Here is a 26,762-nt window from a genome sequence, read left to right as displayed (position 1 = left end):
TTCCTCCAAAATACAGATATTTTGTTCACGTTTTATATCGAAAATTCGACTAAATACCAGTGTAACAAAGATATGGGTAAGTTTAAAGGATAGAAAAAATCCAGCCTATAATTAGACTGGATTCAGAAATTTATTTATTAAAAAGTTTACTTGCTACGTAGTAAATTACTGCCACGATTGCCATAGTAATGAAAGTTGCACCAGTAAAGTCTTTGATGAAATCAAGACTCTTAAGGCCAAGATAAATCAAAACTCCCAATACTAATGAAACAATTGCAATAACGTTAAATCCACCTTGATACCAAAGTTTTCCATTTTCATCGGATAACGCAACTTGGTTGTAATTTGATTTATTCAAAATAAAGTAATCAACTACCATGATTGCAATGATTGGTCCAAGTAACATTCCTGTGTAATCAAGGAATGAGATAAATGATTCAAGGAAACTACCGCTAATGACCGGTACGAAAGTTAACACCATTGAAAGCAAAGTAATAATTACTAATGATTTATTCAAACTAAGTTTGTGATTCATGTTATTTAAAGCTGATGCACCAGCTTGAATATTAACAGCATTAGCAGTCATACTGGTTAACACAATTACCAACATCGCAATAAAACCAAGGCCCAATTTGTTAGCAATAATACTAGGATCAGAGTTGTTGGGATTGTAAGCCCCAGAAGTCAAAGCAACACTTAAAGTGGTACAAATTCCAATCATTCCGAAACTAAGTAATCCTGCTAAAGCACCAATATATGGAGCTGTAATTGAAGTTCCCTTTTTACCAGTAAAACGAGTAAAATCAGCACTTCCCATTACCCAACCAAGACTTGAAGCAGCAATTGTATCAATTGCAATTCCGAGTGGCATTTGTTGTGCTTTAGGAATTACATAATGAGCAATATCAGCTAATGAAACATTTTTGAAAACTACATAAGTTTCGAGAATTACGAAGATAATTACTAAAATAACTCCAATTCGTTCGACTAACTGAACGGAACGTTGTCCGGCAATAATACTTAAAATATGAAGTACACTCATTACTAAAATTCCGACAATTAAGCCAAAGTTTCCACCGGGTTGACCGAATAATGGCCAATGGAACAAACTATGAAAAATAAAGGCAAGTGATGTGGCAGCAATAAACGTATTCACGGCTGTCCATCCTAAGAATAGGGTCAAATTAATAACTGTTGGAACGACACTTCCACGAATTCCAAATGATCCCCGAGAAAGGACAGTCGTGGTAGCACCAGTTTTATAACCAACGTATCCCATTAAGCTCAAGAAAATGTAGGCAATCATTCCCCCGATTAGCATGGCTTCAATTCCACCATATAAACCACAGGCAGCAATTACTCCACCAATAAACCAGGTTCCATTATTGGCATTAGCACCAAACCAAGTGGCAAACATGTCCCAATAGTTCATGTTACGTTCGTCATTTGAGATGACGTTAAATTCATACTTGCTATTATTCAATATAGTTTCCTCCAAAATACAGACATTTTGTTTCCGTTTTATATTAATAATCGTTTTTTACAGTATATCAGAGAAATTACCCGATTAAAAGCTTATTTTTTAGTCTGAATTCAATAAATATTAAGGTATACTTAAGATATTGTTAATTTTATAACTAGAAATGAGGATATCCTTATGAAATTCTGTCCCAATTGTGGAAAGCAAGTTTCTGATTCAGCGATGTTTTGTGATAAATGTGGTCATAAATTCAATAACCAAAATTTGTCGCAATCAGCAAATGTAACTACACAACAATCTGATACAACAGTGAAAACAGTAATTTTATCTCTGTTAATCGTGATTTTAGTTGTAGTAATTGGTATCGGCGCCTACATCTATATTAGTGGTTCAGCCAAAAATCAAACCACTAATAAAACACAAAACACCAGTAAAACTTACAGCTCTACTTCTAATACTAGTAGTTCAAACAATGATAATTCAGCAGTCTGGAATAGTAGCAAAGATAAAATGCTGCAAAATTTCATGGCTTCTTGGGGTAGCGATATGCACCAAAACTATGATTACTTTAATCCAGCAAATCAGGATAACTATATGGGTTATAAATTCCCAGATGCCTTTTCAAAGGGAACAGTTCGGGTAAATGGCAGTAAAGTTTCCATTGGCTGGTCAGATAATGGATCTGGAAATAACGACTATAATGTTGTCGCAATCTTTTCTGATTTTGATTCTGATCGTGGTAAAGGTAATACTGTAAGTCCTCATTTATACCTATTTGCTATTCATGATGGTCAACCGGTTGCATTAGTTACCCAACAAAATCAGGGTAATTCAGAAAACGCCGTTTACTTCAAACCAACTGCCAACTCAAATGTCAGCACTCAGTTTGCTAATATTGTAAATAATAATCAAATGACATATTAATTAAAAAAAACTCATTTTTAAGTGAGTTCTTTTTTACTGGTTAATAACTTTTTGACTATTTTTAATTATTAAATTATTCTTAATAATGATGTAATAAAAAATAATTTTAGGAGAAAATCTTTTGAAAAAAACTAGTAAATATTTAATCGGTATAGCATTTATTTTAATTGCAATTGTAGTTATGGGTGTAGCATATGCATTCGGTCTCAATTCATCGAAAAAATCAGGTACTACCCCAACTAAAACAGAAAAAGTATCAACTTCTAAGAATAACAAAGATAAAGCAAAAAAAGATTCTGCTAAAACCCAATCTAAAGAAACAACAGTTAAAGATACTACAAATTCTAAGACAACTACTAATAATCAACCTAATCAATCAGCACAAACTAGTACTCCGTCAACATCAACACCTGATCAACCTAATACTAATGCAGATAATGCAACTACAAGCAATGGCCAAAGCACTAATAATTCCGCAAAAAGCAACAACTATCCTATCTCAGCTGGAGCTACTCCTGTATACAGTAATGATCCCCAAAAAGCTGGTGCCTATATTAATAAACACGGTCAAGAAATCGACCCAAACCAAACCGTTATCAATGGTGGTGGAACTACTGGTAACCCCTATAATGATTTATCTATGGCCGAAGATGATCTTGCAAATAATAACTAAAATAACTTTCAAGCAAAAAAGAACTCAACCGAGTTCTTTTTTCTTTGGCTATTTTTTCGTATTTGACCATTTAACAATAAATTCGAGCACAGCCTGAGTATATTTAACCAAATCATCAATCTTGATACTTTCATTGACTGAATGTGCACTACCTAAACTACCGGGTCCAAAAATAACTGCTGGAATATCGTATTCACTGAACCAACCGCCATCTGTAACCGATGGATTATAACTAATTTTCGCTGGTTTTCTAGTAACATCCGCCACCACATTTTCCAATAAGCGCATTGGTTTACTATCTGGATCAATTTCTAAAGATGGGAAAACTTCCCCTTTATCTTCAATCATTGATTTCCCACCCCATTCAAAAGTTGGATGATGATCCTGCATCCATACATCTGCATCAGCAACTCGAGTTACATAATCTTCAATTTCACGCATCACTGATTCATAAGATTCGTTAGGATAAAAATAAACCGTAATCCAAAGGCGACATTCATCCGCAATAAAAGCTGGATTTCTTCCACCTTCAATCACAGCTGGGTTAATCGTCGATGTTCCTAAAGGAAAACCAGGATAAGTTTTTTCAACCGCCCAATCTCGTTCGAGTTCACCAAGGGCTGTAATGATCTTTGCCATTTTTTCGATCGTACTTGCACCCTTAGTTTGACCACCAGCGTGAATTAATTTTCTCCGCATTCCATCATGAAATGATTGCGGACTTTTAATAGTAATCCAGCCCGTGATTACCCCACCTTGACCTTGTAATTCCAAATTATTTCCATCAGCATTTAAGGCAAAGTCAGCAGTGTAACCTTTTTCTAGAGTTGAAAGAGTACCAGTTTCTCCGACTTCTTCTCCGGTCACTGATTCAAATAACACTTTTCCAGGTAATTCAATTTTATTGTCATGAATGATTTTTAAAGCTAGTAAAAAAGCTGCCATTGCACCCTTCATATCAGAAACACCACGACCAATTAATTTTCCGTTTTCAATTAAAACTTGAAATGGATCTTGTTTCCAATTTTCACCTTCGTTTAATTGCGCCACATCAATATGACCATTCAAAATCAGACTTTGATAATTGGGATTACCTTCATGAATTCCAACTAATTCATCATCGCCGGGATAAAGTTCCCAGATATCAGTATCAAAACCAATTTTTGTTAAATAATCAGCAATCCAATTTTGAAGTTCATGCGTATTTCTCCCATCAGGAGCAGTCGTTGGATATGAAACTAATTTGGTAACCAAATCAATTAATTCTTGTTGGTTTTCTGATACTTGTTGTTTTAAATCCATTTCAGTCATCCTAGTTCACCTCAACATCAAAACATTGTTGCCAAAATTCATTTTCTAATTTCATTCCTTGTTCAAAGACTTCAAGAGCTTGTTGAATTTCTGCATCAGTTGAATTAGCAGCTGCTGTATCAATTTCTTCAAATAACAATTCACCTTCGTTGGCAAATTCTGGATCAGTGTAAAATGCGACCCACTTGTCCCAAGGTTGGATATAGTCTGACTTTAAATCTTGCAATTTAAAGGCCAAAGCGGCATAACCCCAGGCACATGGTTGCACACTGGCTAAGGAAACTAAAAGTGATTGATCACGATTTTCAGCTAAAAACTTGAGATATTTTTTGGTAATATTACCAACTTGAGCACATTTAGGATTATCTTTATCCGCAAAATTTTGGTAATGTTCCATGAATTGATCACGTACTTCATCTTCTTCAACATTCGCTTCATTAGTCAAAACAGTATATTTTGGATCATCGTCTAAGTTAAGAAAACGGCGGGTAGCTTTGGTTAAATCATCAAAGAAACCTGGCACATTATCATATCCAGCGAGATAAATTCCATCTTGGTTGATGTAATATACTTCTTGTTCATCCGTGATCGTGCCATTGATGACTGCTTGCATGAAATCTTGTTTTAAAGTTTGGTCTAAATATTTGTTTCCAATTGCGCGTAATTCTTCTGAAAATTTTGTCATTTTGACACCTCGTATAATTTTTTACAAAATAAAAAGTCCACAGCGTTGAGCTGAGAACTCCAAAATTATTAGATTAAAGTAGTCAAAAAGACTCACGATTCTAGTAAAGTTTCCTGCGATAGTATTAGCTATATCAGGTTCTATGGGTATAATCTCAGCTCAAGGCACCCCAACTTTTATTTGATTGCTTATGAGTATACCACATTCTTTTTAAAATTTAAGATTGACATATTTTAATTTTTCACGTTTAATTACTGGGTAACCTAATTTAATATCGTGGTTTGGGGTGCTAATTCAATTTAGCTGAGAAATACTCATGGAACCTGCTCCAGTTAGTACTGGCGAAGGGAAACCACTTAGCGTTTATTCTAAAAATGAAATTTATTGCTAAGGACCATTCTCTGTATTGATGATGGTTCTTTTTTTATAATTTAAATTTTTAGGAGAATGAAAATGACCTTTTCAGAAGAATTAATCAAAGAAGCACAGCCGTATTTAGAAGCAGTGAAGAACTGTGATTTTGTCAAAGCAATTGAGAAAAATAATCTCGACAAAAAAGCGTTAGATTACTACGTATCTCAGGATTTAAAATATGGGAATGTTGAAACTGAAGTTCAAGCGTATTTAATTATTTACAGTAAAAAATTTGAAGAGCAAAAATATTTTTCAAAACTTTTAACTGACCATCTTGGTATTGATGAATATGTTTTCAAAGGGATGACAGAACAGGATTGGGATAGTATCAAGAGTGCTGAAATGCAACCAATCACATATCTTTACACTAATCATTTACTAGAACCAATCAAAACTGGTGATCCACTCGATATTTTAGGATCGTTCGAAGCTGGGGTCTGGATTTACGTTGAATTAGTTAAAGCACTAGCTAAAAAGAATGTTTTAACTCCAGATAACCCATTTTATGGCTGGTTAGAATGTCTTGAAGGTGATGATTATCAAAGCGTTTCCGACGGATTTTTAGCATTGATGGACAAAGAAGCCGAAACTGCTACACCTGAACATTTATCTAAAGTAAAAAGTAACTTTTTAAAGAGCTGTTTACTAGAATGGTATTTCTTTGATGCATCGTACAAACAAACTACCTGGGAAGATTGGAAACTAGCTGCTTTTAAGGGGTCTGGATTATGTTAGCCCTATTAATCGGCTGTGTTCCGATTTTTTCATACGGATTATTTCCAACTGTTGCAACTATGATTGGTGGCAAAACTACCAACCAAATCTTAGGTTCATCACTGGGTGCCTTTGTCGTCGCACTCTGTGTTACTTTTATTTTTCACGTTCCATTACCCACACTTTTAATTTTAGGAATTGGAATTATTTCTGGAATTGGCTGGGCGTTTGGTCAAACTATGGGATTCATTGGTTATAAAATGGTTGGTTCTTCCAGGGCTTTACCGTTGCACACCGGAATTCAATTAGTTGTCAATTGTCTATGGGGAGTTTTAGTTCTTGGAAACTGGCCCACTACTCGTGCTAAAGTCTTAGGCTTCAGTGCTTTAATCATCATTACCATTGGAACTTATTTAACGATTTGGTCAAAAAATCCCGAAAAAAGTAGTGTTAAGACAATGCGAATTGCGATTCTACTACAAATTTTAGGTTCATTAGGATATTGGTTATACTCTGCTGCTCCTCGATTTATCAATGTTCCAGGACCAAAGGTTTTCTTAGCACAAACAATCGGAATGGTGGTTGGTTCAAGTATTTATTGTCTCTGCACCATCAAGTCAGAAAATGCTTTTACAGCCAAAGTTTCCTATCAACAAATGGCAACTGGAGTCCTCTTTGGATTTGGTGTCTTGGCTTACTTCATTGCATCTCAACCGGACATGTTAGGTCTTGCAACGGCTTATGTTATGTCACAAATTTGTGTGGTAGTCGCCACCTTAACTGGGATTTTCTGGCTTCATCAACGTAAAACTAAAACTGAATTTATTGTCACGATGATTGGACTAGTCTTAATTTTAGGTTCATCCTTTCTAACTGTCATGATTCAAAAATAATTACTGCAACGACCTATCTTTTAGGTCGTTTTTTAATGCCCAAAAACGTTGTCCATGTTATACTGTGGGTGTTGAGAGATACTCAACTGTTGTTTGACATTTGAATAGAAAGGATGACGATTATGGCAATCGAAGAACCAGTATACCGTAGCATTAGTATCGGAATGGTAAAAGTAGGAGTTGTAAATAATGGCGGTCAGATTATTGCTAATGTAATTGGTAATAATGTAATTGCGATTAATAAAAAAGTACAACGAGCAACTGTTACTGGACCTGATCGAACAGGAACATTTGGCATTGGAGATTATGTTTACTTCACAACTGATAAGAACAAAAAGCATAACATCATGGTTCAAGCACCTGAAGTGCAAGAACAAGTAGCAAACTAACCTTTCTATATAAAAAACAGCTGACAAAGTTAATGAACTGAACCCCTTAAATTGGAGAACCCAATTTAGGAGGTTCTTTTTGTTTACATCAGAAATCAAATTAGCTGCTATTAAAGATTACAATAATGGCGTTCCAACAAATACTATAATGCGAAAATATGGTATTAAGGGTACAGCTACGCTGTACGAATGGATAAAACGTTTAGAAATATTTGGTGAAAGTGGATTAATTAATAATTCAACCAAGACACGATACTCTTATTCATTTAAAATTAAGGTTATAAATTGGCGTCTTGAAAATAATGAATCATATCCTAATACTTCACGTTACTTTAAAATTAGGAATCCTGTGACAATATTTCAGTGGGAAAAGTTATTATCAATTGGACGTCTAAAACCTTTTAAAGGAAGACTAATCAAAATGAATAATAATAAAGAATCACTAGAGGAAAAATTAAACAGACTTGAACAAGAAAACACCTACTTAAAAGCTAAAATTCAATACATGGGAAAAATAAAAGCCTTAACTCAAAGTCAAAAGAAATGCCAAACAGAGAAAAAACACAAATAATTACTGAGTTAAGGCGTGACTTTAATTACCCGTTACACATGTTATTAGATATAGCAGAAATATCTAGTAGTAGTTATCATGATTCATTAAAACGTGACTATTCTAGTAATGACCAAAGGGTCATTGCAGAAATCAAAAGAATTAGGTCTGAATTTATTGATTATGGATATAGAAGGATTACTTTAGAATTAAATAATTTAGGATTTAAAATAAATCACAAAAAAGTCCTCCGAATAATGAATTCAGAAGGACTATTGTGTACTGCTTATGAAAGAAAAACTAGAAAATATAATTCATACAAAGGAAAACGTGGAAAAGTATCTCCCAATAGAATTAATAGACGATTCAAAACTGACAGACCTTTACAGAAAATAGTTACTGACGTTACTGAAATACGTTGGGGTAATAAGACCATGAATGAACGAGCTTATTTTACAGCATATATGGATTTGTATAATAACGAAATTATAACCTGGAGTCTAAGTTTGCATCCAACTGTAGAGTTTGTTGTAAAACCTTTAGCAGAATTAGTTTTAGCTCGTCCAAAATTAAAATATCGTATGACAGTTCATTCTGATCAAGGATTTCAATATCAAAATGCAAAATTCGTAAATATTTTGAAAGATAATAAAGTATTTCAAAGCATGAGCCGTAAGGCTACATGTTTGGATAATGCTTGTATTGAAAGTTTTTTCAATCAATTAAAAGTTGGAACAATTCATAACTTTAGTTATGATAGTTACTCAAAACTAAAGTCAGCTGTTAATAAATACGTCCATATATATAATAATTATCGTATTAAAGAAAAACTGGGCGGAATGTCACCGGTTCAATACCGGCTCTATTCCGCCCAGAAAATTGCATAACCATTCTCCAATTTTAAGGGTTCAGGTCATAATTTTGTCAGCTGTTTTTTTGTTTACTTATTCTTTGGGAAAATTACCATTTAAAAATGGATTTGAAAAACCTGAAAGAGTAATACTTCCATCTGCATTTTTCACAATGGTTCCAGAAGTTGGTGTTGAATATGAGTTTTTGTAACTATATCCAGTGTCGTTGGTCATAGAATCACCACTAACCGTATAAGTGTTTCCATGTTGTTGATAGGAATGAATCATAACTGCACTATCACCAGTTCCAGCACTAATACCATTGCCAAAAATTGTCACATTATCACTATAATCACCAAATAAAGCAGCAGGAACCCCTGATCCACTAGTAGATGCACTATTACTAGTATTATTTGAATTGGTATCAGAACTATTCCCATTAGTAGTAGTTTTATTGTTTGAATTACTACTGTTGTTAGTAGTCTTGGTATCAGAAGTTTGAGGAGTAGTTACCTTTTTGCTTGGGTTGCTACTTCCATTATTATCGGTCTTAGTAGTATCATCTGGTTTTACTTTGCTAGTATCACCACTTTTATCGTTGGTATCACTAGCACTATTATCAGTTTTTTTAGCTTTGTTTGTCTTTTTGGCTACCGTATCAGCTTTTTTTGGTTCAGCTGTCTTTGATTGAGCTGGTTTTTCATTATATTTAGTATATGCAAATGCCCCAATTCCACCAATTACAAATAATGCAATGATGGCTAAAATGATTGTTCTTAATCCACTTTTTCTCATAATTACGATATCTCCATTTTATAAGTTTTTATTAACATCTAAATTATACCCTTTCATTTTAATCAATTGGCAACAATATTCAGTTTCTTACCATTATGCATATCATTTGTAATTACTCTTTACTTTTGACAGTATAAGCTACTGTCCGTAACATTTAATTTAGAAGGAGTTTATAATTATGAAAATTCAACTCGCAATCGATTTAGAAGATGTAGATGGAGCTATTAAGCTTATCGAAAAAACCAAGGATAGTATCGATATTTTTGAATACGGTACTCCATTGGTAATTAACTTTGGTCTTGAAGGACTTGCTAAGATTCGTAAACAATTCCCAGACATTACTTTATTAGCTGACTTGAAGATCATGGATGTTGCTTCATACGAAGTAAGCCAAGCTTTCAAATACGGTGCAGATATCACTACTATTCTTGCCGTTTCTGAAGATCAATCAATCAAAGATGCTGTTAAGACTGCTCACGAAGCAGGTAAAGAAATCCTTGTTGATATGATTGGTGTACAAGACGTTGCTAAACGTGCCCGTGAAATCGATGCCTTTGGTGCAGATTACATTGGTACTCACACTGGTTACGACTTGCAAGCTAATGGTGAAACTCCATTTGCTACATTCGACCTTATCAAGAAAAACGTTAAAAACACTAAGACTGCTATTGCTGGTGGTATCAAGTTATCAAACGTTGAAGAAATCAAAGCTGCTGATCCAGACCTATTGATCATCGGTGGTGGTATCTCAACTGTTGACGATCCTGCCAAAGCAGCTGCTGAATTTAAGAAATTAGTTAAATAATTTCTGAGGTTTTCATATGTGGAAAGTCATTCTAGACGAATTATCACAAAACGATGTTCCAATCACAGACACTGAATTAAAAGCTATCAAAGATGCTCACAGTATCTTTGTTTATGGTGGTGGCCGTTCTGGTCTAGCTCTAAAGGGTCTTGCTATGCGCCTTGTGCAAATGGGAAAGACTGCTTATGTAGTTGGCGAAACTACTACTCCAGCAATTAAAAAAGGTGATTTGTTGATTATTGCTTCTGCTTCTGGGGAAACTCAAGGTACTTTGAATATTGCCAACGAAGCCCACAAAGTTGGTGCTGAAATTTGGTTATTATCAACGACCGATGATTCTTCAATTGCCAAGGTTGCTAACAAAACTAGCATCTTACCAGGTAAGAGCAAAAATAGTGTCGGCAATGTAGTTGCTTCTCAACAACCAATGGGTAGTTTATTTGAACAATCCGTTTGGTTATTCGGTGATGCAATTGCTATGGCCTACATGAACTTTGCTGATGTATCTGAAGCAGCAATGCGCGAACGTCACGCTAACTTAGAATAATAATATTAAGACTCTAGCTATTAATTAGTTAGAGTCTTTTTGTTTTGCTATAATTATTGAAAACGACAGGAGTACATATTATGAAAAAAACAGGACTTTGGATGTCAATTATCTACATTTTAGTTGATTTATATTTAATCTACTTTTCAGTTAATTATTTAACTAAAATTGATACACCCATGTGGTTAAAAATTGTCGCCGTCCTATTCTTACTTGTTGCTATGATTGATTTAATTCGCACTATCTACAAATATTTCAAAAAATAATTGGAGGTCATTATGAAAACTTTTTCTGAATATCTAACAGGAATTGATAATCCCGAACATCGGGAAAAATTTAAGCAAGTTATCAACTGGGTTAAGACTAATTATCCGAACTTAGAATTCGTGATGAAATACAATCAACCGATGTTTTTGGATCATAATTCCTATATCACCAGCTTTAACGCAGCCAAAAATCACTACACAATCGGTTTAGAAGGACAAGAAATCGTAAAACATTTCATTCCTGAAATTGAGGCGGTTGGATTAAAGTATGGTCATAAAACCATTCAAATTCCTTATAATACTGATATTCCCAGTAGCCTATTCAAACACATTATTGACTTCAAAATCGATCAGAAAAAAGATATGACTTCTTTCTGGCTACCAGCTGATATGAGATTTAAACCCGAACAATGAAAAATATTTCCATTTTATTTTAATAATAAAACTAACATTTTTACACTTAAACCCTTGACGATTATTAAATTACGTTTTATAGTTATGTCATTGAATAATTTGAATATAAAAAACGTTTACCAGTTGAGTACAAATTATAAATCAGCTAAGAGAATTTCTGTTTGGTGCAAAGAAATCTGATTTAGGTTTGGAATATGGACTTGGTTTTAAATTATTAGTGAATTTAGGTGAGCTAATAACGGATTTGTACCCGATATCAGTACAAGGTTATACCAAATTATTTGGTGCAACTTACTGAGGTTGGATTTCTAAGAATCTAACAAACTAAGGTGGTAACACGATGACAGTCGTCCTTTTATTAGGGCGGCTGTCTTTTTTTTTCAATTATTAGCCGTTACATAAAATATTTTAATTTTTAGGAGATAGAAATCATGAAAAAGAGTGTCAAATATAGTATTTCAGCTGTTGTTATAATTTTAATTGGAGTAGTCGCCTACTTCAGTTTCTTCCATAACTCTCAAAAAGAAGCATCCAACAAAACGGTTACAGTGGGAATCATGAATGGATCAAAGAAAGATGACGATATTTACAATTCAGTGGCTAAAACAGCAAAGGAAAAATATGGTATCCATGTTGTTTACAAAAAATTCACTGATTATTCTCAACCTAACAAAGCGTTGACTGAACATGAAGTTGACTTAAATTCATTCCAACACGTTGCCTTTCTTGATGCTTGGAACAAAGCTCATCACACTGATATCGTTCCAATTGGTAAAACTATCATTGGTCAAGGGCGGATTTATTCACAACAAGTTAAAAACGTAAAAGATATCAAACCTGGATCAACTATTACAATTCCAAATGATCCAACTAATGAATCACGTGGTCTCTACATTCTTCAAAGTGCTGGATTAATTAAATTAGCACCTAACAAATCACTTGCTACGGTTAAAGATATTACTAGCAATCCAAAAGATTTAAATATCAAAGAAGTTGATGCTAGCCAAACTGCTAGAAGTTTACCTGACGTTGCTGCTTCATATGTAAATGGTAACTTTGCTGCCAATGCTGGACTTGACCCTAACAAAGCTATCTACGTAGAACCAGTTAACAAAGTTTCTGCTAAATGGATTAACGTAATTGCCGCTAATAAGTCAGACAAAAACAACAAACTATACAAAGAATATGTTAAAGCTTACCAAACTCAACAAACTAAAGATTTAAACAAGAAGTTATACGGTAATACTCAAATCACTGCTTGGGACATCAAACTTAAATAGGAGAATTTATTATGACTAAACCAACACAAGAAGAATTGAAACAAAAATTAACTCCCGAAGAATATGCAGTTACACAACAAGCTGCAACTGAACCCGCTTTTTCTGGTAAATATGATGACTTCTTCGAACGTGGAATCTACGTCGATATTGCCAGTGGCGAACCCCTCTTTGTTTCTGATGATAAATTTAACTCTGGTTGTGGCTGGCCTTCATTCAGTAAACCAATTGAAAAAGATGCGCTAGTTAATAAAACTGACACTTCCTTTGGTACGATTCGTACTGAAGTTAGAAGTGCCGATGGTAACTCTCACTTAGGTCACGTGTTTGCCGATGGTCCTGCTGATAAAGGTGGCCTTCGTTACTGTATTAACTCTGCTGCTTTGAAATTCATTCCTTATGATGAAATGGACGACAAAGGTTACGGTGAATACAAAAAATTAGTTAAGTAGAGGAAATCTCATGACAAAATATCCATCATTATTATCGAACTTTTTAGATTATGTAAAAATCAACACGCGTTCTGATGCTAATAAAACTGCGACTCCTACCACTCCTGGACAAACAATTTTATTGAAAAAGTTAGCTGAACAGTTGAAGTCAAAACAACTAAAAGATGTTCATTTTAGCGATGGATCTTTTGTTTTTGGAACGATTCCTGCTAACACTGATTCAGATTTAACAATCGGTTTAATTGCCCATGTTGATACAGCTGATTTCAATTCCGATAATGTAAATCCACAAGTTCATCCTAATTATGCTGGCAATGATATTCAACTCAATTCTGAATTTATCCTCAGTCCTAATGATTTTCCCCATTTGAAGAATTACCTTGGTAATACACTTATAACAACAGATGGGACAACTTTATTGGGTGCTGATGACAAAGCTGGGATTGCCGAAATCATAGCGTTAATTGATTATTTAAATGAACATCCCGAAATTAAACATTGCGAAATTAAAGTAGCTTTCGGTCCAGATGAAGAAATTGGTAAAGGTGCTGATGCCTTTAATGTCACTGATTTTGGTGCTGACATTGCTTATACCTTAGATACTGGTGCAGTTGGTGAAATTAATGCTGAAACTTTCAATGCCGCAGAGGCAATTGTCACGATTAAAGGTACTAGTGTTCATCCATCAACTGCCAAGGGTTTAATGGTTAGTGCTATCACGTTAGCTAATGAGTTTGAAAATCAAGTTCCAAGTCATGAACGTCCTGAATTTACAGAAGATCGCGAAGGTTTCTACTTTACCACAGATTGGCACGCTACCCCAGATAAAGCTGAAATTGGTTATATTTTAAGGGATTTTGATAAAGCTGAATTTATGGCTAAGAAACAAAAATTTATTGAAATTGCTAAGAGTTTGAATGTTAAGTATGGTGATGGCCGAGTTAAAGTGAATTTCAAAGATCAATACTTTAACATGGCTGAGTTAATTGATGATTCAGTAGTTCAACGGGCTAAAAGTGCAATTGAACAAGCTGATATTAAACCTAGAATAGTTCCTTTTCGGGGCGGAACTGACGGGTCTAAGATTACATTTAAAGGATTACCCACTCCTAACTTAACTAATGGAAGTGAAAATGCTCATGGACAATATGAATTTGCTAGTTTAGAATCCATGGAACAAACTACTGATATTTTGCTAAACTTGGTAAAGCTTTAGCATATTTTCATTTTTTACACAATGAAATTCAAATAAAAAAGCAATATTCTCACGAATATTGCTTTTTTCATATCTAATTTTTACCAGGGAACAATTCCATGAGTATCAGAAAATGTTCCTGTCACCAACTTACCGGCACCCAGAGCTAGTTCAACTGTCCGAGCAACCACTTCAGCTGGAGTTAATGCCCCAGCGTCACTACCACCAAAACTAGTTTTTACCCAACCAGGATTAACAGCATTCACATTAATTTTGTCAGCTTTCAAAACTTTGGCCAAATCAATAGTCCACATATTTAAAGCCGCTTTAGAACTTTGATAACCTACTGCTGTATGATCAAAACTAATACTTCCAGGTGTTGTAGCAAGCGTTAATGAGCCCATTTCACTAGAAATATTAATAATTTGGGCTGTTTCTGATTGTTTCAACAACGGAATCATGGCCTGCGTAACTTGAATAACGCCAAAATAATTAACGTCAAAGTCTTTTCTAATCGTAGCAACGGGAATATCAACTGGACTTTGATGAGCATCTAAAGCAATTCCAGCATTATTAATTAAAATATTCAAATACCCAAACTTAGATTGAATTAATTGTGCAGCAGCTTGAATCGTTTCTTCATCTGTTACATCCAAAATTACTAAATCAACCTTTATATCCAGTTTTTCTAATTCAGTAACTGCTCGTTCACCGTTTGCCTGATTCCGGGAACCCAGCAAAATGTGTTGGCCTTTTTGACCAAGTTCTTTTGCCATTTCAAAGCCCATACCTTTATCAGCACCGGTAATTAAAGTTAAAGTTTCTTGCATTTTTAATGCCTCGATTTCTATAAATCAATTTTGCGATAACGGAATAATGAAACAAGCCACAAAACTAATGCAACAAGTAACATCATCCAAATTTGATTAGTTGCTAATGCATGAGTAAAGCTGCGTTTAACTAATCCAAATAACGTAGCATGCATCCAAATATGACTTAATTTAATCATTGCACCAAAGAAATTGATAAAAATGATTAGATATAAGATTGCCCAAATGCTTTTTGAAAGTTTAGGTACCCAAACAATCATAAAGACTGCAATTGCTAGCACTACTAACATTGGTGCTAAGTAACTTGCATATACCGAGATAAAATCATGCCGTGGAAATGGATATTTCATCGTGGCTTTTTGCGCAAAGTATAACCCCGCTTCATAACTAGCAAAACCTAATAATGAAATTACTGTTCCGATTAAAGTATTTGCTAAGAAAATAGTGGTTCGATGTACTGGACGAGCTAGGATTAATTCAATGATGCCGCGTTTTTGATCTGATTCTAGTTTAAAAATTGTCAAAATTCCTGGAATCGTACTGATAACAGCAAATACCATCCCAATAATAAAAATAAAACTTTTGGCTGCATCATCCGCTTGGGTTTGTAAAACCTGCAACATTGCTGCATTACCAGTTACAATCTTTTGAATGCTACCTAAGACTGAACCATAAACTGCTCCAAAAATCGCCAACATGATGAACCAAATAATTGAACTCTTCAATTGAGTATCAATGACCAATGCTGGATAGTTCTTCAAGAACCATGAAGTTTTCTTACCTGGAATAGTTGGTAATAATCCTGAACCTTCATCTCGAATTGACGCTAAGTAGAAGGAAATTGCAAACATAACTACACTAACTGCCACTACCACCAAAAGTGGCCAAAATACATTATGATGATAAATTTCCGTTTTACGAATCACAGAGAATGGGGTTAACCAATCAAAATGCCACTTATCATGCGTCATTAATCCGATAAAGATGACATAAAAACCAACAAAGACTCCAAAACTGGTCGAAACATTTTGTGAACTATCATTCGTAATTTGTGCTAATAAAATGGTCATGGTTCCAAAAAACAACCCTGCCATTCCCATTAGGCCAGCAAAAACCCAATCACCAGCAACATCGGAACCGGTCATATTAATAGCTGACATTCCGAATCCAAGGATTAAAGTAATGATTCCGTTAACTAATACTAACTCATTAAAAGTAGCTAATAATGGTGCAAAACGCCCAACGCAACGAGATTGCATTAATTCCAATAAACCAGTATCTTCTTGTTTTCGTGTGTTTCCGTTAGCAATCAGAATCGCAAAGATTCCCATGATTAACATGCACCATAAACTCATTTCACTAACAAACATATTACTAATCGTCGTCGTTGAATTTTGAATTGGCCCTAAAATGGCTTTCATGGAAGGAAGTTTTAAAGTTTGAATCATAACTGCACGATTAGCTTCATGGGGATACTTAGATGGAAACATCAGCCCAACTCCCAGCACCATTACAGTCATCATACCAATCCAACTTAATAAACTAACCCAATCTTTACGCAAATAAAAACGAGTTAAAAAGAAAGTTTTACTAAGATGTTTCATCTATTTAACCTCTTTCACGTTGTAATATTTCAAGAAGAGTTCATCTAATGAAGGACGTTGAATACTCAAATTGATAATGCCTAATCCAGTAAGATAGGTCATTACTGGTTCTAACGCCGCAATTTTAATCTTAAAACTGTAACTATTAGCTTTAATTTCAGCTAAATTAGTAACTCCAGCAAAAGTGGCTAACTTATCAGCTACCACTTTTGTGCTAACTTCCACTTCTGAACTAGCCACATTTTGCAATTCTTCCAAGGTTCCACTTTGAATAATTTGTCCGTCGTTAATAACCGCAATTCGATCAGCAGCTCGTTCTACTTCAGACAAAATATGACTTGAAAGTAAGATACTCTTGTTTTCGTGTTTCAAATCAAGCAACTTTTGTTGGAAAATATCTTCATTTAAAGGATCCAATCCTGAAGTTGGTTCATCAAAGATGTATAAATCAGCATCCGTTGAAAATGTCGCAACTAAAGCGACTTTTTGTAAATTACCTTTCGAATAATCACGATTCTTCTTGGTAATATCTAAGTGAAAATCTTGAATTAATTGGTCGGTCTTGGCGGTATGTTTTTGATTACTCAAAGCTAGCAACATGTCGATGGTTTCACCACCAGTTAAGTTAGGCCAGAGGTAAACTGTCCCAGGAATATAGGAAATCCGCTTATGAATTTCAGCGGCATTATCGAATGCATCTTTACCAAATACTTTGATGGAACCAGAAGTTGGTTTTAAAATCCCTAGAATAGAACGAATTGTGGTCGATTTACCAGCCCCATTAGGTCCAATATAACCTAAAACTTCACCAGCATTTAATTCTAAATTGATTCCTTTTAAAGCTTCAAACTTACCGAATTTTTTTACTAAGTTAGTAACTTCTAAATTGACTGTCATAAGATGACTCCTTTATGTATTTGCTTTAATTATACAATTTATTCACAAAAATCACCCAATGCCAAAACTTATATGACATTTAGATTACATATCTAATAAATTAACAAAATATATACTATCATTTTATTTTATATGATAGAATTAAAACCTACGCCTAATGTATGCGATTACATTAATTACATGAACACATTTTTGGAGGTCTCACATGAGCATTACAGACGCATTCGTGAAAACACTAACTAACCCAAGTATTGTTAGTGCTATCACATCAACTATTTTCATCATCTTACTTGGATTCTACCTACGTAAGAAAAATATTTTTTCAGAACAATTCGGTAAGAACCTTGCAAAAGTTACTTTAACTGTTGCAATTCCTGCCCTTGCCTTGAACTCATTCATGGCACCAATCGACAGAAAAACTCTTTCAGAAGGTGTTAGTGTCCTTATCTGGGGATTCCTTATCATCTTAATTTTGATGTTTGCTGCTCCACTTCTTTACGCTAAGGTTAACAAAAACGAACGTGAAGTTATGGGTATCTTGACTACTTTTGGTTCAACTACTTTCTTCGGTATTCCGATTGTTGGTGCCGTGCTTGGACCTAAAGGAATCATGTACAGTTCAATTTTCAACATTGGTTACCGTGTTTTCCTTTACTCATACGCCTACATTAAAATGTCTGGTTTGAAGATGGAAATGAAAAACATTAAGAAAATGTTCCTTAACCCCATCGTTATCGCAACTTTCTTAGGTTTATTCCTTTGGTTAGTACAAGCTTACGCACCACAAGTTACTGTACCAACATTCGTTAAGGGTGCTATTGATGCTAAAGCTGGTATGCATTCTGTTGCCTTCTTCCGAATTGATCAAACTGCATTGTGGATTTGGACTCCATTGAACTACTTAGCTCAATTAGCTTCACCACTTGCATGGTTATCAATCGGGGTTACTCTTGGTTCAATCTCATTTGGACAAGCTGCTTCAAGCAAGATTTCATGGTACTACGGTTTCAACAAAGTTATCTTAGTTCCATTATTTACTCTTGTTGTTGCTGGTGGACTTTCAACGATGGGAATTCTTCCAATGAGTTTCGTTGCAATCGCAACTATGGTTATCATGATGGCTACTCCAACTGCTACAGTTGCTTCAGCTTATGCCATTAGTTTCAACCGTAACGCTATTCTTGCTTCAAATGCATCACTTGTTTCAACTGTTTTAGCTGTTGTAATGATGCCAATTTGGATTGCTTTATTACAAGTTATTAATAGTGCTGGATTAATCAAATAGTTAGGAGCCTCACCCATGAAAATCACCTGCTATGGTGTTAGACCGATTGAAGTTTCATACTTCGAAAAATTAAATACTTACAACTACGAACTTAACTTAGTTCCTGCCATGTTAAACCATGAAAACGCCATCGACTCAAAAGGTTCAGATGCTGTGTTACTTCGTGGAACTTGTGTGGGTGACCGTGAAAACCTTGCCAAATTCAAGAGTTGGGGCATTGATTATGTCTTCACTCGTACTGTTGGATTTGACCACGTTGACTTGGAAGCCGCTAAAGAACTTGGTATCAAAGTTGCTCGCGTTCCAGGTTATTCACCATATGCCGTTGCTGAATTGGCAATGACTTTAGGTATGACTTTATTTAGAAGTGTTGGACCAGAAATGGCTAACACTCATAATGGTAACTTCAAAGTTATGGATGCTTATTTCAGTAAAGAAATTCATAGCTCAACTGTTGGTATCATTGGTTGTGGCCGAATTGGTGCTACTGAAGCCAGTTTATACGCTGGAATGGGTACAAAAGTTATCGGTTACGATACTCATTCTGATGGTAATAACAAAAATGGTATTCCGCTAGTTAGTTTGGAAGAATTACTTAAAGAATCTGACATTATTTCTCTTCATGTTCCATTTATCCCAGGTGATACAGAAAACATGATTGATGCAAAAGAATTAGAAATGATGAAAGATGATGCCATTTTGATTAACACTGCTCGTGCTCAAGTTGTGAACATGGAAGCTGTTACTAAAGCTTTGGCTGACCATAAACTTGGTGGCTACGGTGCCGACGTCTTAGTTGATGAAGGTGCAATCTTCGGTAATGACTTTGCTAAGTTAAGTGACTTACCCAATGCTGGTGTTTACGAAATGATGCAACAATATCCTAACGTAATTGTGACTCCTCACGTTGGTTCATTTACCGAACCAGCCTTAGAAGATATGATTTCAGTTAGTTACCAAAACCTTCACGAAACTGTGGAAACTGGTACTTGTAAAAACGAATTAGTTTAACAAAAACGAAAAGCAGTGATGAATTTAAAATTCATCACTGCTTTTTAATTTGGCTTAATAGTTATTTCCACCTAGAATTTCTAGATATGTCATTGCAGCACTCGCAATTAAAGCTGCTAAAATATCATCTAAATAAACGTTAATACTATCAGTTTTGTCGTTAATTACTCCAATCAATCCTGGTTTCAAATCGTCTAGCAATCCATAGTGAACCGTTGCGGCTGCCGAAAATTGTTGGGTAATTGCAATCGCCAAAATTTCATCAACATTATGTCCATTAGCATCTCGTTGCAAACGGGCCTTCAGTGGTTGATCATCTGGCATCGTCTCAGCCTGTTCATCTAAATAAAGCGCTGTCAAAATAATATCGGCTACTTCATCTTTATGCAATACGCGTTGAATTGCTTGTTCAAGCTTTGTTTCATCTACTTGGTCATGATATTTATCAGTTAAAAAAGTTCGGGTACCAGTTGCAATATCTGTAATCGCCACTCCGCGTTTTTTTAGCTGTTGAATTGCTTGTTCCTGTAATAATTGAGTCATTATTTCTCCTCTGATTTTTGATAGTAACGGGTCTGAATCACGTGTGGAATATCGTTTAAACCTTGTTGCATTTGAGCTGGAGTTTCCGTGCCAAAATCATTAACAGCTACTAAAGTATAAGCATATTTTCCTTGGGCTCGATTACTTAACTGTTCAATATTAATGTTATGCTCACCAAAAATTTGTGAAATCTGGCCAATCATATTGGGAACATTTTCATGCATGATTCCTAAACGATATTTAGTTGTAAATGGTTCACTAATATCGGGATAATTAACCGAGTTAACAATATTTCCGGTTGTCAAATATTGATCCAATTCACGCGTTGCCATTAAAGAATTAGTATCTTCGGCTTCCACGGTTGAGCCACCCAAATGGGGCATTACAATCACTCGATCATTATCAAATAAAATGGGATCAGCAAAATCGGTGATATAAAGGCGTAATTTTTGTTGATCTAAAGCAGTTTTAGCTGCTTCATCATCAACAATTCCCCCACGAGCTAAGTTTAACAACGCTGCGTTAGGTTTCATTAATTGCAGTTTTTGGGCATCAATAAAGTGACGATTACTGTCAGTTAGTGGAATATGAATTGTAACATAATCCGCTTTTCGTAAAACAGTATCAACATCAGTAGCATGCTCAATATGTTGGTCAATTCGCCATGCTGTATTCGCATTCAAACCAGGATCATAACCAATCACTTTCATATCAAGGGCTAAAGCAGTATTAGCCACTTTTGAACCAACGTTTCCTAGTCCAATGACTCCTAACGTTTTGCCGGCTAATTCAGTGCCACGATAACTTTTTTTATTTGATTCAGTTCGTAGTGAAACATCGCCACCCCGAATTTGTTTTGAAAATTCAACTGCCCCTAAAACTGGACGAGCTGCTAAAATCAATGAAGCCAGCGTTAACTCTTTAACTGCATTAGCATTACCACCGGGAGTATTGAAAACTACTACCCCACGTTTAGCTAATTCATCAAATGGCACATTGTTAACTCCGGTACCTGATCTTGAAATAGCTTCAACTGATGCAGGAATTGATTCTTTAAATAAGTCTTGTGAACGTAAAATAATCCCGATTGGATCTGATTCGGCATTAATCTGATAATTGTGATCGCTTAAATACTGTAATCCGGTTTGGCTAATTGCATTATAAGTTTTTATATTTTTCATAATTCATCCCTCTCAACTTGGTCTAAAAATTCAATCAATCGATCAACTGCCGCCATTGGTTGCGCATTGTATAATGATGCTCTGAAACCACCCACTGAACGATGACCACCTAAATTAAACAATCCATTAGCCGTTGCTAATTTAACAATTCGGGCATCCCGGTCTTGGTCATTGGTTGTAAACACAACGTTTGTCAATGAACGATCTGCTGGTTTAACGGGTGCAGCAAATAATTTTGAGTTATCTAAAAAATCATATAGTTTATTGGCTTTAGCTTGATTTCGTTTAAACATTTCTGCAACTCCACCGTTGTCTTGAACCCACTTCAAAACTAAATCAAGGGCGTAAATCGCAAAAACTGGTGGAGTATTATACATTGAATTTTTTGCAAAATAATTTTGATATTGCATCATGGGACCAATTCCAGCAATGTTTTGGTCTGCTAACCAATCTTTTTTGACAATTACAAGCGTTACCCCAGCTGGACCAAGATTTTTTTGTGCCCCAGCAAAAATGGCTCCAAACTTAGTTACATCATAGGGTTCCGCTAATATATTTGAACTCATATCAGCCGTTAAATAACCTTTCGTTTGCGGTAAATCAGCTTGATGATAAGTAGTTCCTTCGATTGTGTTATTCGTTGTTAAATGTAAATAATCATATTCATTAGCATTAAAATTTTGGGGTAACTCTGGTAAATAACGATATTTATCCGCTTTACTAGAAGCAACAATTTCCACTTTTTTGCCGACCATTTGAGCTGCCTTAGCGGCTTTAGCGGCAAAATTACCTGAATCTAAAACTGCAATTTTCTGTTGATGCGTAGCTAAATTCAAAGGCAGCATTTCAAATTGTAATGATCCTCCTCCTTGAATAAATGCGACCTCATAATCATCAGGAATTTGCATTAATTGCCGTAATCGCTGCTGTGCACTATTCATAATTGCTTCAAATTGAGCCGAGCGATGAGAAATTTCCAACATGGATAGATGCGTAAACTCCTGTTGCGCCAGATCTGATTTAATTTGTGAAATGACTGGTGTCGGTAGTACACCGGGACCAGCTGAAAAGTTAAATGTTTCCATATCTTGTCTTCCTCCTTAAAAATTAGACATCACTCGTTTCAACGTTAATTCGTTTCTTCGGTGTGTTCGCACATTGTATATCATATATATTCGGATTGTAAACAAGATATGTCACATTTTATTTCTTAAAGTTCGCAATTTATCCATTTTGTTGTTGACAAAAGTTTAAATTAATAGTTTAATGTTAATAACAAATACAGAGAGGAAACCAATAATTATGAACAATCACATGATGAATCAAACTAGTTCTTATTTTTACTTTGCTTGGTATGACAGCGTATCTAAGTAAGGTAATTTTTGGTTGCCTGGTTAGATACCCCAAAGGATTCTAACTAGGTTCATCACAGATTGGTTAATTATTTTTCCGATAACAAGTGTGTTAAATCCCAGTTAGTCTCCAATGACTAGCTGGGATTTTTTGTTTACTACGAAAGGAATTTTTATAATGAAAAGTAAAATTAAACAACACACATTAAATATTTTAAACGGAATGTCAATTGGTATCATCGTCGCTTTAGTTCCCGGAGCTATCTTAAACGCCATTGTTAAACCATTTCTTCCCCACGCTCCATTTTTAAGTTTCATCTTAGTTTTAACCGGATTAGCCGCTATGATTTTACCCGCTACCAGCGCCGTATGTGTCGGAATGTTAGCTAAATTCACACCGATTCAAACTGCTTCCTTAGCTTTAGCTGCTACTATTGGTGCTGGAAATGCCAAAATGGTCAACGGTGCAATTACCGTCAATGGAAGTGGAAATGTTCTAAATATTGGAATCACAATTGCGATTGCCTACTTCTTAATCCTATTTCTAGGGAAAAAATTAAAAGATTTAACTATTCTTCTACTTCCAACTTTAACCATGTTAATTGGTGGTGGACTTGGAATGTTAACCCTTAAACCAATTACCCAATTTACCGCTGATATCGGTTTAGGCATTGAACATATCACTGGACTTCAACCCATTTTGATGGGAACTTTAATGGGAATTTGTTTTGCAATTCTGGTTGTTTCACCAATTAGTTCCGTTGGAATTGCTACTGCTATCGGAATTAATGGAATTGCTGCTGGATCTGCCAACTTAGGAATTGTAGCTGCTTCCTTTGCAATTGCGATTGCTGGTGCTAAATCAAATTCATTTGGAACTACCATCTCACATTTCGTGGGAACTCCTAAAATTCAAATGGCAAACATCTTATCCAAACCCAAATTATTAATTCCGTCAATTATTAATGCTGGAGTTCTTGGAGGACTTGGTGCATTATTTAACATTAAAGGAACCCCAGTAAGTGCTGGTTTCGGATTGTCTGGGCTAGTTGGTCCATTAGCTGACCTTGATGCTCATCCGCATGCCCCCTTATTCCATCTCATTATGGTAGGAATATTATTCTTCATCTTACCAATTGCCATGGGATTCGTAAGTCGTTACGTTTTCACTGATAAATTAAAATTACAAAAATCAGATGATCTTAAATTAGATTACAAATAGGAGAGAATTATGACTAAAGACTTAGTAAGTAAAATGAATCAAGAAATGCTCCAATTATCACCATCCGGCATCCTCAAGTTCAATGATGAAGTCATGCAAATTCCTGGTATTATTCCGCTAACCCTTGGGGAACCTGATTTTGCTACTCCGGAACATATTAAAGAAGCTGCCATTACCAGCATTAAAAATGATGAAAGCCATTACGCTCCAACTAAAGGAACAAAGGCCTTACGTGATGCTGCAGCCCACTTTTTAAACACTAAATACGATTTAAATTACGATCCTGATACTGAAATTATTATGACCGCTGGGGCAACTGGAGGAATTTACACAGCGTTAACTTCCATTCTTAATCCTGGTGATGAAGTTTTAATTCCTACTCCTATTTTCCCGCTCTACATTCCAATTACGTTACTTCGTGGGGCTAAACCAGTTTTCATGGATACTTCCAAAACTAATTTCGTTCTTTCCCCAGAACAATTAGAACAAAATCTAAAAGAACATCCTAAAACCAAAGCCATTATTTTAAACTTTCCATCTAACCCTACTGGTAAGACTTACAATGAAGCAGCTCTTAAAAAATTAGCTGCAATTATTAAGCAACATGACATTTTTGTTATTTCAGACGAAATTTACAGTGAATTAACTTACGATGCTAAGCACGTTTCCATTGCTAACCTCTTACCCGATCAAACTATTCTACTCAATGGAGTCTCAAAGTCCCACGCAATGACCGGATGGAGAATTGGAATCATGGCTGCACCCAAAGATATTACTAGCCAGCTTGAAAAAATTGATCAATTTACCATTACATCTACAACCACTAATGCTCAAGCAGCTGCCGCTGAAGCCCTTAAAAACGGAGCTGATGATGCTGTTGCAATGAAAGCTGAATACCAAAAACGGCGTGACTACGTTTACCAAGAACTTAAAGACCTTGGTTTTGAAATTGCCAATCCAGATGGTGCTTTCTACATTTTCGCTAAAATTCCAAGTGATTTAATTCAAAACAGTATGGACTTTGCTTACGACTTAGCCCGTAAAGGAAAAGTGGCTGTAATTCCAGGTAGTTCATTTGGACCTGGTGGTGAAGGCTACATTCGAATTAGTTACGCAACCTCAATGGAAAACTTAGAACATGCCATGGCGAATATCAAAAAATATGTTGCCGCAGAAAGGGAAAACTAATGACTAAAATTTTAATGTACAGTGTGCGTGATGATGAAAAAAGCGCCATCAAGAACTGGGCTGAAAAACACAACGTAACCGTTGATACCACTAACCATGAATTTCATGATGATACAGTTGATTTAGCAGATGGCTACGATGGGATTGTAATTCAACAACGTGGACCAATTAGTGATAATGATGCGATTTACACTAAGTTAATCGAGATGGGAATTAAACAAATTACCACTCGAACTGCCGGAGTTGATGTGATTGATTTAGATGCTGCCCATGCTGCCGGTCTAGTCGTTACTAACGTTCCCGCTTACTCTCCTAACTCAGTAGCTGAAATGGCAGTTACCCAAACTATGCGTTTGATTCGTAACTTAGAAATTGTTGAAAAACGTAGTGATAACAACGACTACAAACTCCGTGGCCCAATTGCTAGAGAAATCAGAACTTTAACCATCGGAATTATCGGTGCTGGTCGAATTGGTGGAACTGCTGCTCGCTTATTCCATGGATTAGGTGCTAAGGTAATTGCTTTCGATCCAGTGCATCATGAAGAATTAACTGATGTCTTAACCTATGTTGATACGAAAAACGAACTATTAGAACAAGCGGATGTGGTTGACTTACATGTTGATTTAAACCCAACTTCAACCGGATTACTTGATGCTGATGCATTCAACCACATGAAAAACAATGCTTTCTTAGTTAATGCTTCACGTGGTCCCGTAGTTGTCACTGAAGCTTTAATTGCCGCCTTACAAAATCAAGAAATTGCTGGAGCTGCCTTAGATACAGTTGAAGGTGAAGCAGCTATCTTTGATAAGGATTTTCAAGGTTGTCCTATTCCAGATAAAAACTTCAATGCTCTTCATGCCATGCCAAACGTCATGATTACTCCTCATATTGGGTTTTATACTAATATGGCTATTCAAAATATGGTCGATATTAGTTTAGATGATGTCTTAGCAATTATTAATGGCGAACCAGTTCAAAACGAATTTAAATAGGCAACAAAAAAAGAGA

General features: G+C 35.4%; 29 protein-coding genes and 2 riboswitches. Of the genes, 19 read left to right on the top strand and 10 right to left on the bottom strand.

Annotation, left to right across the window (positions count from 1 at the left end; all coding sequences use genetic code 11):
• Nucleotides 1–130: 130 nt before the first annotated feature.
• A complete protein-coding gene (locus ACQW5G_RS04500) occupies nt 131–1,483 on the bottom strand; it encodes a purine-cytosine permease family protein (RefSeq protein ID WP_429970283.1) in 1,353 nt (450 codons plus the stop codon).
• Nucleotides 1,484–1,657: 174 nt separating this feature from the next.
• Here ACQW5G_RS04500 and ACQW5G_RS04495 point away from each other — a divergent pair, with 174 nt between their 5' ends.
• Complete coding sequence (locus ACQW5G_RS04495) at nt 1,658–2,404, top strand: DUF4767 domain-containing protein (protein WP_429970282.1); 747 nt, start codon at nt 1,658–1,660, stop codon at nt 2,402–2,404.
• A 121-nt stretch (nt 2,405–2,525) separates the two neighbouring features.
• Entirely contained in the window at nt 2,526–3,077 is a 552-nt protein-coding gene (locus ACQW5G_RS04490; RefSeq protein ID WP_429970281.1) for a hypothetical protein, read from the top strand.
• Between the two features lie 48 nt (nt 3,078–3,125).
• Here ACQW5G_RS04490 and ACQW5G_RS04485 read toward each other — a convergent pair whose 3' ends face one another.
• Nucleotides 3,126–4,379 (bottom strand): acetylornithine deacetylase, encoded by a 1,254-nt coding sequence (locus tag ACQW5G_RS04485; protein WP_429970280.1) that lies wholly within the window; start codon nt 4,377–4,379, stop codon nt 3,126–3,128.
• A 10-nt stretch (nt 4,380–4,389) separates the two neighbouring features.
• Nucleotides 4,390–5,073, bottom strand: a complete 684-nt coding sequence (locus ACQW5G_RS04480) for a hypothetical protein (protein WP_429970279.1) — start codon at nt 5,071–5,073, stop codon at nt 4,390–4,392.
• A gap of 93 nt (nt 5,074–5,166) precedes the next feature.
• Nucleotides 5,167–5,255, bottom strand: a riboswitch (TPP riboswitch).
• A 90-nt stretch (nt 5,256–5,345) separates the two neighbouring features.
• Nucleotides 5,346–5,440, top strand: a riboswitch (TPP riboswitch).
• Between the two features lie 86 nt (nt 5,441–5,526).
• On the opposite strand from ACQW5G_RS04480, the gene ACQW5G_RS04475 reads away from it, so the two are divergent.
• The 5 genes from ACQW5G_RS04475 to ACQW5G_RS04455 all read left to right on the top strand — a co-directional run bounded on the left by ACQW5G_RS04475 (nt 5,527) and on the right by ACQW5G_RS04455 (nt 8,920).
• Entirely contained in the window at nt 5,527–6,222 is a 696-nt protein-coding gene (locus tag ACQW5G_RS04475; RefSeq protein WP_429970278.1) for a TenA family protein, read from the top strand.
• Nucleotides 6,216–7,094: a GRP family sugar transporter gene (locus ACQW5G_RS04470; RefSeq protein ID WP_429970277.1), complete on the top strand. Its 879-nt coding sequence runs from the start codon at nt 6,216–6,218 to the stop codon at nt 7,092–7,094. Before ACQW5G_RS04475 ends, ACQW5G_RS04470 begins: the two co-directional genes overlap by 7 nt.
• 122 nt (nt 7,095–7,216) lie before the next feature.
• The gene (locus tag ACQW5G_RS04465) at nt 7,217–7,483 is read left to right on the top strand and encodes a hypothetical protein (RefSeq protein ID WP_429970276.1); all 267 of its coding nucleotides are present in this window, start codon (nt 7,217–7,219) and stop codon (nt 7,481–7,483) included.
• A 79-nt stretch (nt 7,484–7,562) separates the two neighbouring features.
• Nucleotides 7,563–8,054, top strand: a complete 492-nt coding sequence (locus ACQW5G_RS04460) for a helix-turn-helix domain-containing protein (protein WP_429970275.1) — start codon at nt 7,563–7,565, stop codon at nt 8,052–8,054.
• Nucleotides 8,027–8,920 carry an IS3 family transposase gene (locus tag ACQW5G_RS04455; RefSeq protein ID WP_429970274.1) on the top strand — a complete coding sequence of 298 codons (894 nt, stop codon included), beginning with the start codon at nt 8,027–8,029 and terminating at the stop codon, nt 8,918–8,920. Before ACQW5G_RS04460 ends, ACQW5G_RS04455 begins: the two co-directional genes overlap by 28 nt.
• Nucleotides 8,921–8,977: 57 nt before the next feature.
• On the opposite strand, the gene ACQW5G_RS04450 is transcribed toward ACQW5G_RS04455, so the two are convergent.
• The gene (locus tag ACQW5G_RS04450; protein ID WP_429970273.1) at nt 8,978–9,679 is read right to left on the bottom strand and encodes a hypothetical protein; all 702 of its coding nucleotides are present in this window, start codon (nt 9,677–9,679) and stop codon (nt 8,978–8,980) included.
• Between the two features lie 178 nt (nt 9,680–9,857).
• On the opposite strand from ACQW5G_RS04450, the gene hxlA reads away from it, so the two are divergent.
• From hxlA to pepT, 7 genes are all read left to right on the top strand, one after another.
• Nucleotides 9,858–10,484, top strand: coding sequence for a 3-hexulose-6-phosphate synthase (gene hxlA / locus ACQW5G_RS04445; protein ID WP_429970272.1), 627 nt, complete (start codon nt 9,858–9,860; stop codon nt 10,482–10,484).
• A gap of 16 nt (nt 10,485–10,500) precedes the next feature.
• A complete protein-coding gene (hxlB, locus tag ACQW5G_RS04440; RefSeq protein WP_429970271.1) occupies nt 10,501–11,031 on the top strand; it encodes a 6-phospho-3-hexuloisomerase in 531 nt (176 codons plus the stop codon).
• Nucleotides 11,032–11,111: 80 nt separating this feature from the next.
• Nucleotides 11,112–11,297, top strand: a complete 186-nt coding sequence (locus tag ACQW5G_RS04435; RefSeq protein ID WP_429970270.1) for a hypothetical protein — start codon at nt 11,112–11,114, stop codon at nt 11,295–11,297.
• 12 nt (nt 11,298–11,309) lie between these two features.
• Nucleotides 11,310–11,711, top strand: coding sequence for an iron chaperone (locus tag ACQW5G_RS04430; RefSeq protein ID WP_429970269.1), 402 nt, complete (start codon nt 11,310–11,312; stop codon nt 11,709–11,711).
• A gap of 431 nt (nt 11,712–12,142) precedes the next feature.
• The gene (locus ACQW5G_RS04425; RefSeq protein WP_429970268.1) at nt 12,143–12,991 is read left to right on the top strand and encodes a MetQ/NlpA family ABC transporter substrate-binding protein; all 849 of its coding nucleotides are present in this window, start codon (nt 12,143–12,145) and stop codon (nt 12,989–12,991) included.
• An 11-nt stretch (nt 12,992–13,002) separates the two neighbouring features.
• Nucleotides 13,003–13,440, top strand: a complete 438-nt coding sequence (msrB, locus tag ACQW5G_RS04420; protein WP_429970267.1) for a peptide-methionine (R)-S-oxide reductase MsrB — start codon at nt 13,003–13,005, stop codon at nt 13,438–13,440.
• A 10-nt stretch (nt 13,441–13,450) separates the two neighbouring features.
• Entirely contained in the window at nt 13,451–14,656 is a 1,206-nt protein-coding gene (gene pepT, locus ACQW5G_RS04415; RefSeq protein WP_429970266.1) for a peptidase T, read from the top strand.
• An 80-nt stretch (nt 14,657–14,736) separates the two neighbouring features.
• Here pepT and ACQW5G_RS04410 read toward each other — a convergent pair whose 3' ends face one another.
• The 3 genes from ACQW5G_RS04410 to ACQW5G_RS04400 are packed head-to-tail and all read right to left on the bottom strand — an operon-like array spanning nt 14,737 to nt 17,966.
• A complete protein-coding gene (locus tag ACQW5G_RS04410; protein WP_429970265.1) occupies nt 14,737–15,465 on the bottom strand; it encodes an SDR family oxidoreductase in 729 nt (242 codons plus the stop codon).
• 17 nt (nt 15,466–15,482) lie between these two features.
• Nucleotides 15,483–17,069: an ABC transporter permease gene (locus ACQW5G_RS04405; RefSeq protein WP_429970264.1), complete on the bottom strand. Its 1,587-nt coding sequence runs from the start codon at nt 17,067–17,069 to the stop codon at nt 15,483–15,485.
• Nucleotides 17,070–17,966, bottom strand: a complete 897-nt coding sequence (locus ACQW5G_RS04400; protein WP_429970263.1) for an ATP-binding cassette domain-containing protein — start codon at nt 17,964–17,966, stop codon at nt 17,070–17,072.
• A 205-nt stretch (nt 17,967–18,171) separates the two neighbouring features.
• Between ACQW5G_RS04400 and ACQW5G_RS04395 the strand changes: the two genes are divergently transcribed.
• On the top strand, nt 18,172–19,251 hold the full coding sequence (locus tag ACQW5G_RS04395) for an AEC family transporter (RefSeq protein WP_429970262.1): 1,080 nt from the start codon (nt 18,172–18,174) through the stop codon (nt 19,249–19,251).
• A gap of 15 nt (nt 19,252–19,266) precedes the next feature.
• Nucleotides 19,267–20,262, top strand: coding sequence for an NAD(P)-dependent oxidoreductase (locus ACQW5G_RS04390; protein WP_429970261.1), 996 nt, complete (start codon nt 19,267–19,269; stop codon nt 20,260–20,262).
• Nucleotides 20,263–20,316: 54 nt separating this feature from the next.
• Here the strand turns inward: ACQW5G_RS04390 and ACQW5G_RS04385 are convergent, their stop codons facing one another.
• Genes ACQW5G_RS04385 through serC form a run of 3 tightly spaced genes read right to left on the bottom strand, consistent with a single transcriptional unit; the run spans nt 20,317 to nt 23,071 of the window.
• Nucleotides 20,317–20,805 carry a phosphatidylglycerophosphatase A family protein gene (locus ACQW5G_RS04385; protein WP_429970260.1) on the bottom strand — a complete coding sequence of 163 codons (489 nt, stop codon included), beginning with the start codon at nt 20,803–20,805 and terminating at the stop codon, nt 20,317–20,319.
• A complete protein-coding gene (locus ACQW5G_RS04380; RefSeq protein ID WP_429970259.1) occupies nt 20,805–21,986 on the bottom strand; it encodes a 3-phosphoglycerate dehydrogenase family protein in 1,182 nt (393 codons plus the stop codon). Before ACQW5G_RS04380 ends, ACQW5G_RS04385 begins: the two co-directional genes overlap by 1 nt.
• Complete coding sequence (gene serC / locus ACQW5G_RS04375) at nt 21,983–23,071, bottom strand: 3-phosphoserine/phosphohydroxythreonine transaminase (RefSeq protein WP_429970258.1); 1,089 nt, start codon at nt 23,069–23,071, stop codon at nt 21,983–21,985. Before serC ends, ACQW5G_RS04380 begins: the two co-directional genes overlap by 4 nt.
• A gap of 445 nt (nt 23,072–23,516) precedes the next feature.
• Between serC and ACQW5G_RS04370 the strand changes: the two genes are divergently transcribed.
• The 3 genes from ACQW5G_RS04370 to ACQW5G_RS04360 are packed head-to-tail and all read left to right on the top strand — an operon-like array spanning nt 23,517 to nt 26,746.
• Complete coding sequence (locus tag ACQW5G_RS04370; RefSeq protein WP_429970257.1) at nt 23,517–24,560, top strand: PTS sugar transporter subunit IIC; 1,044 nt, start codon at nt 23,517–23,519, stop codon at nt 24,558–24,560.
• 9 nt (nt 24,561–24,569) lie between these two features.
• Nucleotides 24,570–25,748, top strand: coding sequence for an aminotransferase class I/II-fold pyridoxal phosphate-dependent enzyme (locus ACQW5G_RS04365; RefSeq protein WP_429971849.1), 1,179 nt, complete (start codon nt 24,570–24,572; stop codon nt 25,746–25,748).
• Nucleotides 25,748–26,746, top strand: coding sequence for a D-2-hydroxyacid dehydrogenase (locus tag ACQW5G_RS04360; RefSeq protein ID WP_429971848.1), 999 nt, complete (start codon nt 25,748–25,750; stop codon nt 26,744–26,746). Before ACQW5G_RS04365 ends, ACQW5G_RS04360 begins: the two co-directional genes overlap by 1 nt.
• Nucleotides 26,747–26,762: the final 16 nt, after the last annotated feature.

Origin of the sequence: Fructilactobacillus sp. Tb1 (genome assembly GCF_050500285.1) — a bacterium.
Classification (GTDB): domain Bacteria; phylum Bacillota; class Bacilli; order Lactobacillales; family Lactobacillaceae; genus Fructilactobacillus.
The sequence above is the reverse complement of the archived record's forward strand: the minus strand, read 5'-3'. Positions and strand labels throughout refer to the sequence as shown.

What these genes read in the sequence shown, in the direction of transcription:
- ACQW5G_RS04495 (WP_429970282.1), top strand. Translation starts at nt 1,658, where the DNA reads ATGAAATTCTGTCCCAATTGTGGAAAGCAAGTTTCTGATTCAGCGATG.
- ACQW5G_RS04485 (WP_429970280.1), bottom strand. Translation starts at nt 4,379, where the DNA reads ATGGATTTAAAACAACAAGTATCAGAAAACCAACAAGAATTAATTGAT.
- ACQW5G_RS04480 (WP_429970279.1), bottom strand. Translation starts at nt 5,073, where the DNA reads ATGACAAAATTTTCAGAAGAATTACGCGCAATTGGAAACAAATATTTA.
- ACQW5G_RS04475 (WP_429970278.1), top strand. Translation starts at nt 5,527, where the DNA reads ATGACCTTTTCAGAAGAATTAATCAAAGAAGCACAGCCGTATTTAGAA.
- ACQW5G_RS04470 (WP_429970277.1), top strand. Translation starts at nt 6,216, where the DNA reads ATGTTAGCCCTATTAATCGGCTGTGTTCCGATTTTTTCATACGGATTA.
- ACQW5G_RS04465 (WP_429970276.1), top strand. Translation starts at nt 7,217, where the DNA reads ATGGCAATCGAAGAACCAGTATACCGTAGCATTAGTATCGGAATGGTA.
- ACQW5G_RS04455 (WP_429970274.1), top strand. Translation starts at nt 8,027, where the DNA reads ATGCCAAACAGAGAAAAAACACAAATAATTACTGAGTTAAGGCGTGAC.
- ACQW5G_RS04450 (WP_429970273.1), bottom strand. Translation starts at nt 9,679, where the DNA reads ATGAGAAAAAGTGGATTAAGAACAATCATTTTAGCCATCATTGCATTA.
- hxlA (WP_429970272.1), top strand. Translation starts at nt 9,858, where the DNA reads ATGAAAATTCAACTCGCAATCGATTTAGAAGATGTAGATGGAGCTATT.
- hxlB (WP_429970271.1), top strand. Translation starts at nt 10,501, where the DNA reads ATGTGGAAAGTCATTCTAGACGAATTATCACAAAACGATGTTCCAATC.
- ACQW5G_RS04435 (WP_429970270.1), top strand. Translation starts at nt 11,112, where the DNA reads ATGAAAAAAACAGGACTTTGGATGTCAATTATCTACATTTTAGTTGAT.
- ACQW5G_RS04430 (WP_429970269.1), top strand. Translation starts at nt 11,310, where the DNA reads ATGAAAACTTTTTCTGAATATCTAACAGGAATTGATAATCCCGAACAT.
- ACQW5G_RS04425 (WP_429970268.1), top strand. Translation starts at nt 12,143, where the DNA reads ATGAAAAAGAGTGTCAAATATAGTATTTCAGCTGTTGTTATAATTTTA.
- msrB (WP_429970267.1), top strand. Translation starts at nt 13,003, where the DNA reads ATGACTAAACCAACACAAGAAGAATTGAAACAAAAATTAACTCCCGAA.
- pepT (WP_429970266.1), top strand. Translation starts at nt 13,451, where the DNA reads ATGACAAAATATCCATCATTATTATCGAACTTTTTAGATTATGTAAAA.
- ACQW5G_RS04410 (WP_429970265.1), bottom strand. Translation starts at nt 15,465, where the DNA reads ATGCAAGAAACTTTAACTTTAATTACCGGTGCTGATAAAGGTATGGGC.
- ACQW5G_RS04405 (WP_429970264.1), bottom strand. Translation starts at nt 17,069, where the DNA reads ATGAAACATCTTAGTAAAACTTTCTTTTTAACTCGTTTTTATTTGCGT.
- ACQW5G_RS04400 (WP_429970263.1), bottom strand. Translation starts at nt 17,966, where the DNA reads ATGACAGTCAATTTAGAAGTTACTAACTTAGTAAAAAAATTCGGTAAG.
- ACQW5G_RS04395 (WP_429970262.1), top strand. Translation starts at nt 18,172, where the DNA reads ATGAGCATTACAGACGCATTCGTGAAAACACTAACTAACCCAAGTATT.
- ACQW5G_RS04390 (WP_429970261.1), top strand. Translation starts at nt 19,267, where the DNA reads ATGAAAATCACCTGCTATGGTGTTAGACCGATTGAAGTTTCATACTTC.
- ACQW5G_RS04385 (WP_429970260.1), bottom strand. Translation starts at nt 20,805, where the DNA reads ATGACTCAATTATTACAGGAACAAGCAATTCAACAGCTAAAAAAACGC.
- ACQW5G_RS04380 (WP_429970259.1), bottom strand. Translation starts at nt 21,986, where the DNA reads ATGAAAAATATAAAAACTTATAATGCAATTAGCCAAACCGGATTACAG.
- serC (WP_429970258.1), bottom strand. Translation starts at nt 23,071, where the DNA reads ATGGAAACATTTAACTTTTCAGCTGGTCCCGGTGTACTACCGACACCA.
- ACQW5G_RS04370 (WP_429970257.1), top strand. Translation starts at nt 23,517, where the DNA reads ATGAAAAGTAAAATTAAACAACACACATTAAATATTTTAAACGGAATG.
- ACQW5G_RS04365 (WP_429971849.1), top strand. Translation starts at nt 24,570, where the DNA reads ATGACTAAAGACTTAGTAAGTAAAATGAATCAAGAAATGCTCCAATTA.
- ACQW5G_RS04360 (WP_429971848.1), top strand. Translation starts at nt 25,748, where the DNA reads ATGACTAAAATTTTAATGTACAGTGTGCGTGATGATGAAAAAAGCGCC.